Annotated in this window: 9 protein-coding genes; 4 read left to right on the top strand and 5 right to left on the bottom strand. The window is 34.9% G+C overall.

The features are described 5' to 3' along the window. The first annotated feature begins 4 nt into the window (after positions 1-4). Entirely contained in the window at positions 5-1,684 is a 1,680-nt protein-coding gene (locus OZP08_RS04485; RefSeq protein WP_268848529.1) for an Ig-like domain-containing domain, read from the top strand. Here the strand turns inward: OZP08_RS04485 and OZP08_RS04480 are convergent. The 4 genes from OZP08_RS04480 to OZP08_RS04465 all read right to left on the bottom strand — a co-directional run bounded on the left by OZP08_RS04480 (position 1,676) and on the right by OZP08_RS04465 (position 6,095). Next, positions 1,676-2,440 (bottom strand): nitrilase family protein, encoded by a 765-nt coding sequence (locus tag OZP08_RS04480; RefSeq protein WP_268848528.1) that lies wholly within the window; start codon positions 2,438-2,440, stop codon positions 1,676-1,678. The genes OZP08_RS04485 and OZP08_RS04480 overlap by 9 nt on opposite strands. A gap of 119 nt (positions 2,441-2,559) precedes the next feature. Further along, positions 2,560-3,321, bottom strand: a complete 762-nt coding sequence (locus OZP08_RS04475) for a succinate dehydrogenase/fumarate reductase iron-sulfur subunit (protein ID WP_268848527.1) — start codon at positions 3,319-3,321, stop codon at positions 2,560-2,562. A 6-nt stretch (positions 3,322-3,327) separates the two neighbouring features. Then, positions 3,328-5,337 carry a fumarate reductase/succinate dehydrogenase flavoprotein subunit gene (locus tag OZP08_RS04470; RefSeq protein WP_268848526.1) on the bottom strand — a complete coding sequence of 670 codons (2,010 nt, stop codon included), beginning with the start codon at positions 5,335-5,337 and terminating at the stop codon, positions 3,328-3,330. A 92-nt stretch (positions 5,338-5,429) separates the two neighbouring features. Further along, complete coding sequence (locus OZP08_RS04465) at positions 5,430-6,095, bottom strand: succinate dehydrogenase cytochrome b subunit (RefSeq protein WP_268848525.1); 666 nt, start codon at positions 6,093-6,095, stop codon at positions 5,430-5,432. Positions 6,096-6,479: 384 nt separating this feature from the next. On the opposite strand from OZP08_RS04465, the gene OZP08_RS04460 reads away from it, so the two are divergent. Then, a complete protein-coding gene (locus tag OZP08_RS04460; protein WP_268848524.1) occupies positions 6,480-7,841 on the top strand; it encodes a hydroxymethylglutaryl-CoA synthase family protein in 1,362 nt (453 codons plus the stop codon). A 65-nt stretch (positions 7,842-7,906) separates the two neighbouring features. Here the strand turns inward: OZP08_RS04460 and OZP08_RS04455 are convergent, their stop codons facing one another. Then, positions 7,907-9,388 carry a helix-turn-helix domain-containing protein gene (locus OZP08_RS04455; RefSeq protein WP_281323109.1) on the bottom strand — a complete coding sequence of 494 codons (1,482 nt, stop codon included), beginning with the start codon at positions 9,386-9,388 and terminating at the stop codon, positions 7,907-7,909. 121 nt (positions 9,389-9,509) lie between these two features. Here OZP08_RS04455 and aceB point away from each other — a divergent pair, with 121 nt between their 5' ends. Both aceB and aceA read left to right on the top strand, forming a co-directional pair. Next, positions 9,510-11,111 (top strand): malate synthase A, encoded by a 1,602-nt coding sequence (aceB, locus tag OZP08_RS04450; protein ID WP_268848523.1) that lies wholly within the window; start codon positions 9,510-9,512, stop codon positions 11,109-11,111. Between the two features lie 64 nt (positions 11,112-11,175). Then, entirely contained in the window at positions 11,176-12,456 is a 1,281-nt protein-coding gene (gene aceA, locus OZP08_RS04445; RefSeq protein WP_281323108.1) for an isocitrate lyase, read from the top strand. Positions 12,457-12,626 lie beyond the last annotated feature (170 nt).

The following is a 12,626-nucleotide window of genomic DNA, read 5'->3' as shown; positions in this document are numbered from 1 at the left end:
CATTATGTTGAAAAACAATTTTAAATATATTCCTCTTATATTACTGATTCTTTGTGTGAGTTGTGCCAAAAGAGGCACTATTACTGGTGGCTTGAAAGACACCATTGCTCCTACATTAAAATCAAGTTTCCCAGAAAATTACTCTGTTAAATTTCAAGGCAATAAAATCAAACTTGTTTTTGACGAAAATATCAAGCTTAAAAATCTAAACAAGCAATTGATTATTTCACCTCCAATGAAGAACGAACCACTAATCGTTCCGACAACTCCAACAAAAGTATTAACAATAACTCTAAAAGATACTTTACCACCTAATACCACTTATAGCCTAAATTTTGGCCAAAGTATTGCCGATAATAACGAAGGAAATCCCTTCAATCAGTTTAAATATGTATTTTCTACCGGAGATTATATTGACTCATTGGCTTTAGGCGGAAGGGTAAAAGATGCGTACGACAAAGAAGTTGCTTCTTTTGTTTCGATTATGCTTTATGAGGCAAATGAAAAGTTTAACGATTCTACCATTTACAAAGAAACTCCTCGATACATTACCAATACACTGGATAGTTTGAAAACGTTCCGATTAGAAAATCTAAAAGCCGGAAACTACCATTTAATTGCTCTGAAAGATAATAATGGGAATAATAAATTTAACCCTAAAACTGACCGAATTGGTTTTTGCAAACAAATCGTAAAAGTCCCAAATGATACTGTTTTTGAATTAGAATTATTTAAAGAAATACTCCCTTTTAAAGCATTCAAGCCAACCCAAGCCTCAGGAAACAGAGCGTTACTTGGTTATGAAGGAAAAATTAGCAAAAATGAAAAGCCAAAAATCACTTTAAAGAACAAAAACGAAATCTTACCTATTGTTGTCACAAAACTGGCTAAAAAAGATTCTTTACAGCTTTGGTTTAAACCATTGAAAGCAGATTCTCTTTCGCTAAATATTGAGAAAGACAAGTACAAAAAAGACTTTACTTTTAGAATTAAAAACCAAAAAAGTGATACCTTGAATCTTAAGGCTATTCAAAATGGAATATTGAATTTTAGAGAACGATTTACTTTAGAATCTAGTACTCCTTTGACTCAATTTGACAACTCGAAAATAAAATTAACCGATAAGGATTTGGTTGCTGTTCCTTTCACTACAGCTTATGATGATTATACCCAAGAGTTATTTATTGATTTTAAAAAAGAAGAAGCCCAGAAATATAATTTAAAATTTCTACCCGGAGCTCTTACTGATTTTTTTGAGAAAAAGAATGATACCTTGACTTATACCATCGGTACAAAAAACTTTGCTGATTATGGAAATTTAACCGTAAGTCTAAAAAATGTAAATCGCTTTCCTGTAATTGTAGAATTAACCAATGAGAAAGGCGATATAATTTCGGCTAGCGAATATACAGACAGCAAAACGGAAATTGAGTTTAATCTTCTCGAACCAAGTATATATACGCTTAGGGCCATTTATGACGATAATAAAAACAAAGAATGGGATACTGGAGATTATCTTAAAAAACTACAAGCTGAGGAAATAATTTATTTTTCTAAAGGAGTCGATGTTCGAACTAACTGGGATGTCAATCAAGCATTTGATTTAAGCATTCCCTACTCTCCTGAACCCAAAAAGAAAAAAGAAAAAGAGAAAGGAAAACCTAAATCAAAAGGTTCATTTTAATATAAAAGCATCTTGATCATTCAAAAAATTGAACTTCTTTCTAGCTAGAAGCAATTCGGCTTTATTTAGTTCGACTATAAAAACTCCTTTATTCTCAATAGGTTCTAAAATGTACTCGCCCAAGAAATTTACCACTTGGGTGTGTCCATCGTACTGATGTCCGTTATTATCTTCCCCTATTCTATTTACCCCAATAGCATAACTCATATTCTCTATGGCACGTGCCTTTAGCAGAGCGTCCCATGCATTTATTCTTATTTTTGGCCAATTGGCAACATACAGCAACACATCATATTCCTCAACATTTCTTGCAAAAACTGGAAAGCGTAAATCATAACAAATCAAGGGACAAATTTTCCAGCCTTTATATTCTACAATTAATTTTTGGTTACCGGCAGTATAGATTTCATCCTCCCCAGCCAAAGTAAACAAATGCTTTTTGTCATAAAATTGAATTTCACCAGATGGAAAAACAAAAACCAATCGGTTATAAAAATTACCTTCCTCTGTGATAACCAAACTTCCCACGATAGCAGCATTTTTATCTTCCGACAACTGTTTTAGCAAAGTAATCGTTTCCCCCTGCATGGTTTCTGCAACCGTATTGGGTTCCATAGTAAATCCTGAAGTAAACATTTCGGGCAGTACGATTAAATCAACGCTCTCGGAAATAGCATTGATTTTTTCACCGAGTTTTTTTCTGTTCTTTTCTGGGCTTTCCCAGGCCAATGAGGATTGAATAAGTGCTATTTTCATTTTGAATAATTTGCTATTCCACAAAGATACATAAAGATAAAAAGAGATGCACGAAGGTTTTATATAAACAAAAAACGTCCCGATTACCGGGACGTTTTTGATATAATCTATTTGAAATACTATTTCAAACTTGCTGATAAAAACTCTCTGTTCATACGTGCAATGTTTTCCAAAGAAATTCCTTTTGGACATTCGATTTCGCAAGCACCAGTATTAGTACAGTTACCAAAACCTTCTTCGTCCATTTGACGCACCATGTTCAATACACGTGCTGTAGCTTCTACTCTACCTTGTGGTAACAATGCATATTGAGATACTTTTGCTCCAACAAATAACATTGCTGAACCATTTTTACAAGTAGCTACACATGCACCACAACCGATACAAGCTGCTGCTTCAAAAGCTTTGTCTGCATCTTCCTTAGGAATTGGAGTTGCATTCGCATCGATAGTATTTCCTGAAGTATTTACAGAAACGAAACCTCCTGCTTGTTGAATTCTATCGAAAGATGTTCTGTCAACAATTAAATCTTTGATTACTGGAAAAGCCGCAGAACGCCATGGCTCGATAACGATTGTATCTCCATCATTGAACATTCTCATGTGCAATTGACAAGTAGTGATTCCTGTATCTGGCCCGTGTGCACGACCATTGATATACAAAGAACACATTCCGCAAATTCCTTCACGACAATCGTGGTCAAAAGCAACTGGTTCTTTTCTTTCGTTTACTAATTGTTCGTTCAATTGGTCCAACATTTCCAAAAATGAACTTGCTGTAGAAACATCATTTAATTTATATGTTTCCATTTTCCCTTTTTCTTTGGAGTTCTTTTGACGCCAAATTTGAAGGCTTATATTGATATTTTTTGCTGCGCTCATGATCTCTTATTTGTAATTTCTTGCGGCTATTTTAATAAACTCGTATTTCAATTCTTCTTTGTGAAGCTCTTCATTTTTGATGTCGTAGCCTTTGTATTCCCAAGCTCCTACAAATTTGAAGTTTTCGTCATCACGTAGAGTTTCCCCTTCAGCATCTTGATATTCTTCACGGAAGTGACCTCCACAAGATTCTTTACGTTGTAATCCGTCAATAGCCATTAATTGTCCTAATTCAATGAAATCGGCAACACGTAGTGCTTTTTCCAACTCAGGATTCAATTCATCAGCATTTCCAGGTACATAAACATCTTTGAAGAATTCTTCTTTCAAAGCAGCAATTTCTTCAATAGCTTCTTTTAGACCTTGCTCATTACGTCCCATTCCAACTTTATTCCACATAATGTTTCCTAAACGTTTGTGGAAATGATCCACCGATTTAGTTCCATTATTAGATAAAAATTTATTGATGCTATCTTTTACGCTCTTCTCAGCTTCAACGAATTCCGGTAAATCTGTAGAGATTTTTCCAGTACGGATATCATCTGCCAAATAATTAGAAACGGTGTAAGGCAATACAAAATATCCGTCAGCCAAACCTTGCATTAAAGCAGAAGCTCCCAAACGGTTCGCTCCGTGATCAGAGAAGTTAGCCTCTCCTGCTACAAAACAACCTGGAATTGTAGACTGTAAGTTATAATCTACCCAAACTCCACCCATAGTATAGTGAACTGCAGGATAGATTTTCATTGGAGTTTCATAAGGATTTTCATCCGTAATTTTTTGGTACATTGTAAACAAGTTACCGTATTTTTCCTCCAACCATGCCTTCCCTAAAGTTGTGATTTCTTCTTGAGAAGGGTTGTGATTTCCTTTTGCGTAAGCTGTCTGCTTACCTTTGTTTTGAATCTCTGTTGAGAAATCCAAATAAACTCCTTCGTTTGTATCGTTGGCCTCAATTCCGAAACCAGCATCGCAACGCTCTTTTGCAGCTCTTGAAGCCACATCACGAGGAACCAAGTTTCCAAACGCAGGATATCTTCTTTCTAAGTAATAATCTCTATCTTCTTCAGCAATTTGTGTTGGTTTCAACTTACCAGCACGAATAGCTTCTGCATCTTCTTTTTTCTTTGGAACCCAAATACGTCCAGAGTTTCTTAACGACTCTGACATCAACGTCAATTTAGATTGATTCGTTCCGTGAACCGGAATACAAGTTGGGTGAATTTGTACATAACAAGGGTTTGCGAATAAAGCTCCTTGCTTGTGAATTTTCCAACCTGCAGTTACATTCGATCCCATTGCATTTGTAGAAAGGAAATAAACGTTTCCGTATCCTCCAGAAGCAATGATTACAGCATGTGCAGAATGTCTTTCGATCTCACCAGTAATCAAGTTACGAGCGATGATTCCACGAGCTTTACCATCAACTTTTACCAATTCTAACATTTCGTGACGGTTGTACATATCTACACGACCCAAACCGATTTGTCTTGATAAAGAAGAATAAGCTCCTAATAATAATTGTTGACCTGTTTGTCCTGCAGCGTAAAAAGTACGTTGTACTTGTGTACCACCAAAAGAACGGTTGTCCAACAATCCTCCGTAATCACGTGCAAAAGGAACTCCTTGAGCCACACATTGGTCAATGATGTTTCCAGAAACTTCAGCTAAACGGTGAACGTTTGCCTCACGAGCTCTGTAATCCCCACCTTTGATTGTATCATAAAATAAACGGAAAGTACTGTCACCGTCATTTTGATAATTTTTTGCTGCATTGATACCTCCTTGTGCTGCGATTGAGTGCGCACGACGCGGAGAATCTTGGTAACAAAATGCTTTTACATTATAACCCATTTCGGCAAAAGATGCTGCTGCAGAAGCTCCAGCTAATCCTGTTCCTACTACGATAATATCTATTTTTGGTCGGTTGTTTGGTGCAACTAACTTTAAGTGATCTTTATAATCAGTCCATTTCTGTGAAATGTGACCTTCTGGTATTTTAGAATCTAGTTTCATATGTTGATATGTATTTTTTTTATCGGTCATATGTAATTCGCATATCATTATTGGTTGTATTGAACCAAATATGCTCATTTCATAGACTGATATTAATTATTAAAATGATGAAATAATGCAATGAAAATAAATCCAAAAGGAACTATAATTGCAAATGCATAACATATTTTATGCAATGACTTTCCTATTTTGCTATCAAATCCTATAGATTGCAAAGAAGAAGTAAAACCATGCCAAAGGTGTAACGCTAATAATATAAAAGCAACACTGTACAATCCTGTACGAACTGGACTTTCAAATTTAGCAACCAATTCATGATAATATCTTGTTTCATCAATTGCATTAACATCTACATATTTGTAAACCATTTCGTGAACCCAGAAATCATAAAAATGCAAGCCTAAAAACGCCAATACTACTAACCCAGAAATAATCATATTTCTAGATGCCCATGATGCATTTGCCGCACCATCGTACTTTACATAAGCAACAGGTCTAGCGTTTCTATTTTTCAACTCCAATACAAATCCCATAACGAAGTGAAAAACAACACCCACAACCAAGACTGGTTGCATTACAAACTGGATTAACGGATTATAACCCATAAAATGTGACATCGCATTGAATGAATCGGCACTGAAAACCGAAACAAAATTAATAAAGAAATGCAGCGATAGAAACATAATCAAAAAAAGTCCTGAAAGCGCCATAGCTACTTTTTTAGCTATAGACGACTTCAATATTGCAGATTTTGCCATAATAGTATAAATGTTTTGTTTTTTTTAAAAAGTCGAACAAAATTAGGTTAATTAGGAAAGAATTACAACCATTTACTCATTTTTACCGCGCTATTTATAATCATTTTAAAGTGTTTATATGAGAAACCAACAAATATTTAAAAACAAATCACTATTGCACTAATAACCATACAGTTGAATCAATAAAATTCAAATAAACCCAAAAAAGCATTTTATGAATCTTATAGAAATATCAAAATAAAAGAGGAAATAATTATTCATTATTCAATTTTATAAATAATTATTTTACAAATAAGTAAAAACACAAAAAACAAGAATTTTGTATCCCTAAAAAAATTGTCATTCAATCTTGTAGTTTTAATTTTACCAATTAAAAAATTGAAAATGAAAATCGGAATTGACGCTATAACTTTTGATGTTGCCAAAATACATTTACCCATAAAAACATTGGCTTTAGCCAGAAATATTGAACCCGAAAAACTAGAAAAAGGATTAGGCTTAATAAAAATGACTTTACCCGATATCCACCAAGATACGGTGGTATTTGGAGCCAACGCCTTAACAAAATTAATACTGGACAACAATATCAAGTTAGACGAAATTGCCCGAATATATGTTGGAACCGAAAGTGCAATTGATAGCGCAAAACCCATAAGCTCTTTCTTGATTTCCTTAATGGAACAAAAATTTGGAGAAAATACTTTATCAGAATGCGACGTTGTAGATTTTACTTTTGCCTGTATTGGTGGCGTTGATGCTTTACAAAACTGCCTAGACTTTGTCCAACTCAATCCGACCAAAAAAGCAATTGTTGTTACAACTGATTTTGCCAAATATGACTTAAATTCGACTGGAGAATACACTCAAGGAGCCGGTGCCGTGGCAATGTTGATTACCGCAAATCCTAAAATAATTTCTTTTGAGAACCATTGGGGCGTAAACACAAAAGGGGTTTTTGATTTCTTCAAGCCTTACAGAACGATTTCAAAACAAGAAATTACAGGAAACACAAACAACGAATCTTGGTTTGATAATCTGGAAAGCGAAATTGAAATCCACAAAGACCAACCTGTTTTTGACGGACAATATTCGAACCAATGTTATATGGATAGAACTAAAGTAGCATATTTTTCATTCAAGAAATTAAAAAACACACAAGACACTGTTTATCATTCCTGGAAAAGCATTGTAATGCATTTGCCTTATGCTTTCCAAGGACGTAGAATGCTACCTGAGATTTATGCTTTAGATTCTAAAACTCCAATTATTTCAGATGAAGAAAACACTTCAGAATATCAAAACAAACTAAAAGAAATCAGCAAATCTGATGATTATAAAACATTTGTTTCCGAAAAATTACAGCCTGCAGAATTAGCTTCTTCTTTAATCGGAAACTTATATACTGGCTCCATTTTCATGGGATTACTTTCTACTCTAGCTCATTTTTACGACACTAAAAAGGAAATTACATCTGAGAAATTTGGTTTTCTAGCCTACGGAAGCGGATCTAAATCTAAAGTTTTTGAAGGAACCATTCAGCCCGAATGGAAATCAGCCATAGCCAGTGTTGTGCTTTTTGAAACGCTAGAGAAAAGTTTTGAAATTGATTTTGAAACTTATGAAAAATTACACAAAAAAGAACAAAAACAAAACATACAAAAACCTAAAAGCGAATGGATTTTAGATAGAATTGAAACAGAAATCCCAAACTTAATTGGAGCTCGTTACTACAAATGGGTTGATTAATTATCATAGATAACAAACAAAAAAAGAGCCACGAAAGATATAAATTCATTTGTGGCTCTTTTGCTTTAGCTAAATTTAGCTATATATTCTTGAACAGTCGCATCAGTCTTTTCATTTCTAAGTTTTTGCTCTAAATGAATAGGAGGCGATGCTCTCTCCAAACAATTCTGTACTGAGCAAGTCTCACAAGTAACTCCAACTAGTTGTTTTTTTACCGAGCCTCCTTCAATAAACTTAAACTTTTTCTTAATGGTAGGCGTAATCAAAATTCCAACCGATATACTTCTCAAACAATTTTTCTTAAAAGGATCAGGTGTGGCCGATGAAAAAACGAGATATTCATTATTACTGTTTTCATAACGCGAAATCTGTGCATCAAAAAAATGCTCTTTCTTTTGTTTCAAAGACTCCACTATTGTTTTTATCGAAACCCATCTTCTGCAGTAATGCTCATTCATTTCGTTCGCATGAGGTTCTTGCTGATTCGTAATGTGTAATTCTTTTTTTATTTGATAAGTGTCCGTACCGATTTCATGAGACAAACGAAGAAAAAAGAGGTTCTTTATCTGAAAATCTTTCGGCAAAATATTAGTCAATCGTTGATAAAATGATTCTGGAGAAACCGTAAATTTATTCATCAGCTGAATCATCTCTTGTGGTTTTGGATCTTCATTTGACAAAAATAAATTCAATTCATTTATCAATCGTCCTCTTGGGATAAGCAATGCTCCTGCAAAATAAGAAGCATAAAAATTATTAAGAACCTGATCAAAATTATCAAACTTAATCCAACTAAACGTAAACAACCTTTCTTTGATTTCAAGAAAATTATACGCAATTTCTTTAGCCAGAATAAATGCTTTTTGAGAATCATCTATCCCAACCGAAAGCAATAATGTTTTACTTTTTGGCACAAAAATAGACCTCAAATCACCTAATTCTTCTTGTTCAGAAAAAGCTATTTCTTTTATACTATAACCATATTCCTCAATCAATATTGCAGACAATTCATCTATAGAAATAGTAGCTTCTTCATCAATATGAAATGCTTTGCAAAACAATAACACTTTTTCCTCAAGATCTTCAAAGTAATTATTATGTGCTTCTTGATAAGAGCGTAATGCCGCCAAGAAAAAACTTTCCCTTGTCAGGTTATAATGCTGTGCAATTTCAATAATGGTACTGATAAAGGCATTCACTTTGGCTGGAGCATTAGCGATAATATCAATTAAATCAGCTTCTTGAATTCCAAAGAGATCCAACGGAATCTCCTTCAAAACTCCTGATTTTAAAATCTCACCAATTGGCGCGAGATTATTATCGAGCTTCAAAGACACCATATGGTCATAGGAAACATCTAATTTCTCTGCCAAAAGAATGATTTTATCCGTTTTGGGATATTTTTTTCCTTTTTCTATTTCGTTTAAATACGATTTAGACAGCTCCGTTATTTTGGCCAAACCAAATAATGACAAATCCTTATTAGTACGAGCCTGCTTGAGTTTAAGCCCAAAAATTAACTTGATATATTCCTTTTCCATGTTCATAAAATCAAAGATAAACTAAAAAAACAAAAACCACAAAAAATATTATTTTCATTTTTAGCGTACGTTCGCTTGTTTTGTAAAAAACTTTTTGTACTATTGTAAAAGAAAAAAAGAACTAACCATGATAAACCAAACCGAAACCACCGAAAAAAAATTCCAAATAACCAATGGAATAAACCAGCAGTACCCTAAAATACTAACAGAGGAAGCAATAGAATTCCTAACTGAACTCCATCAAAAATTTAACAACAGAAGACTTTCACTATTAGAAGACCGCAAAAAACAACAAGTCTTATTTGATGCCGGAGCATTACCTTGTTTTCCGCCCGAAACAAGAATGATTAGAGAAAGTAATTGGAGAGCTGCAACTACCCCAAGAGATTTATTAGATCGAAGAGTAGAAATCACTGGTCCGGTAGATCGAAAAATGGTCATCAATGCTCTTAATTCTGGAGCCAAAACATTCATGGCCGATTTTGAAGATAGCACGTCTCCAACTTGGAGCAATCTAATGGAAGGACAACAAAACCTAATAGATGCCGTAAACAAAACCATAACTCTTGAAGATCCTATAAAAAATAAAAAATACGCTCTAAAAGAAAAAACAGCCGTTTTAATTGTAAGACCTCGCGGATTGCATTTGAATGAAAAAAACATTCTTATCGATGGACAAGAAACTTCGGGTTCATTAGTTGATTTTGGACTATATGCTTTTCACAATCACGAACAATTATCCAAAAATGGAACTGCTCCTTATTTCTATTTACCTAAGCTGGAACATTACCTAGAAGCAAGATGGTGGAATGAAGTTTTTGAATTTGCACAAGAATATCTAGGGGAACAAAACGGAACTTTCAAAGCTACTGTATTGATAGAAACGATTACTGCAAGTTTTCAACTGGACGAAATCATCTTCGAATTAAGAGACCATATTGTAGGATTGAATTGTGGCCGATGGGATTATATCTTTTCATACATCAAAAAATTAAGAAAAAACAAAACTTTCATTGTTCCAAACCGTGATCAGGTTACTATGACTTCGCCTTTTATGAGTGCTTATTCACAATTGGTTATTCAGAGATGTCACAAGCGAAACATACACGCAATTGGCGGAATGGCAGCTCAGATTCCAATCAAGAATAATGAAGAAGCAAACACTATCGCTTTTAACAAAGTAACAACCGATAAACAAAGAGAAGTACAAAACGGACATGATGGTACATGGGTAGCTCATCCCGATTTAGTTCCCTTAGCTCAATCTGTTTTTGATAGATACATGCCAACTCTAAATCAGATTCATGTAAAAAGAGAAGATGTAAACGTAACCGAAAAAGACTTATTAGCCGTTCCAGAAGGCACTATTACTGAAGAAGGAGTTCGTAAAAACATCAGTATTTCTGTTCTCTATATCGCTTCATGGCTTAATGGTCAAGGTGCAGCAGCTTTACATCACCTAATGGAAGACGCTGCTACTGCAGAAATCTCAAGATCCCAATTATGGCAATGGCTACAAAACGAAGTGGTTTTGGATAATAATAAAACACTAACCGAAGATTATTATCATCGTTTGGCCATGGAAGAATTTGAAAAAATTAAAAAACTAGTTGGTGATGAAAACCACGAGGAACAAAATTATCATTTGGCCGAAGAACTATTAGACAAGCTAGTTGTAAATAACAATTTTATAGAATTTCTAACCCTAGTCGGATACAAATATCTATAACAGTATCAATCAAGAAATAAAACCAACCAAAATAAATAACCAACAATCGTATTAAACAAAGACCATGAAAACAACCGAAACAAGAATTCAAGAATTAGTTACCGACTGGATTACAAACCCAAGATGGAAAGGAATAGAACGCCCTTATACTGCCGAAGAAGTGGTAAAACTTCAAGGATCTTACCAAATCGAGCATAGTATTGCAAAAATGGGAGCAACCAAATTATGGAGCAAACTCAATTCTCAAGATTTCGTTGCAGGATTGGGCGCACTTACTGGGAACCAAGCCATTCAAGAAGTAGAAGCTGGACTTGAAGCCATCTACCTAAGCGGCTGGCAAGTAGCAGCAGATGCCAATGTAGCAGGCGAAATGTATCCTGATCAATCTTTGTACCCTGCCAACAGCGTTCCTTTGGTAGTAAAAAGAATCAACAACGCACTTTTGAGAGCCGATCAAATTCAAGTAGTAAACGGAACGATCGACAAAAAAGACTATTTGGTTCCAATAGTTGCCGATGCAGAAGCTGGCTTTGGAGGCAATCTGAATGCATTCGAATTAATGAAATCAATGATTGAATCAGGAGCATCAGGAGTTCACTTTGAAGACCAATTGAGCTCTGCCAAAAAATGTGGACATCTTGGAGGAAAAGTTTTAGTACCAACACAAGAAGCAATCAACAAACTAATTGCCGCAAGATTAGCTACTGATGTAATGGGAACGCCAACACTTATCGTGGCAAGAACTGATGCCGATGCCGCTAATTTATTAACTAGTGATATCGATCCAAGAGATGCTAAATTCATTACTGGAGAAAAAACATCCGAAGGTTTCTTCTATGTAAACTGCGGCATCGAACAAGGAATTGATCGTGGATTGAGCTATGCACCTTATGCCGATTTGATTTGGATGGAAACCAGCAATCCTGATTTAGCTTATGCCAAACAATTTGCCGAAGCTATTCACAAACAGTTTCCTGGAAAAATGTTAGCTTACAATTGCTCACCTTCATTCAACTGGGCTGCCAAATTATCTGTTGCCGAAATGGAAACCTTCAGAGAAGACTTAGCAGCAATGGGGTACAAATTCCAATTCATCACTTTGGCTGGATTCCATGCCTTGAACACTAGTATGTTTGAATTATCAAAAGCCTACAAAGAAAGAGGAATGGCAGGTTATTCTGAATTACAGGAAAGAGAATTCGCATTACAGCAGCATGGTTTCAAAGCCGTAAAACATCAAGGTTTTGTTGGAACATCTTATTTTGATGCTGTACAAAATACCGTTACAACAGGAAAAACTTCAACAACAGCCATGAAAGATTCTACCGAAGTAGCACAGTTTTAATTTCAAATACCTTTCTAAAAGCATGGAGAAACCCTCATTTCTTCATGCTTTTTTTATCGATTAAATCAAAAAATTTGGGTGTGTCCCCATACTAAAAAAGGGGCTTACTTTACATACCGCTTAGTCGCCCCTTTTTAGCATGCGGTCGAGCTATCCACACTAGTTCGGTA

Origin of the sequence: Flavobacterium aestivum, assembly GCF_026870175.2 — a bacterium.
Lineage (GTDB): Bacteria > Bacteroidota > Bacteroidia > Flavobacteriales > Flavobacteriaceae > Flavobacterium > Flavobacterium aestivum.
This window is presented reverse-complemented; position numbering and strand designations above follow the sequence as displayed.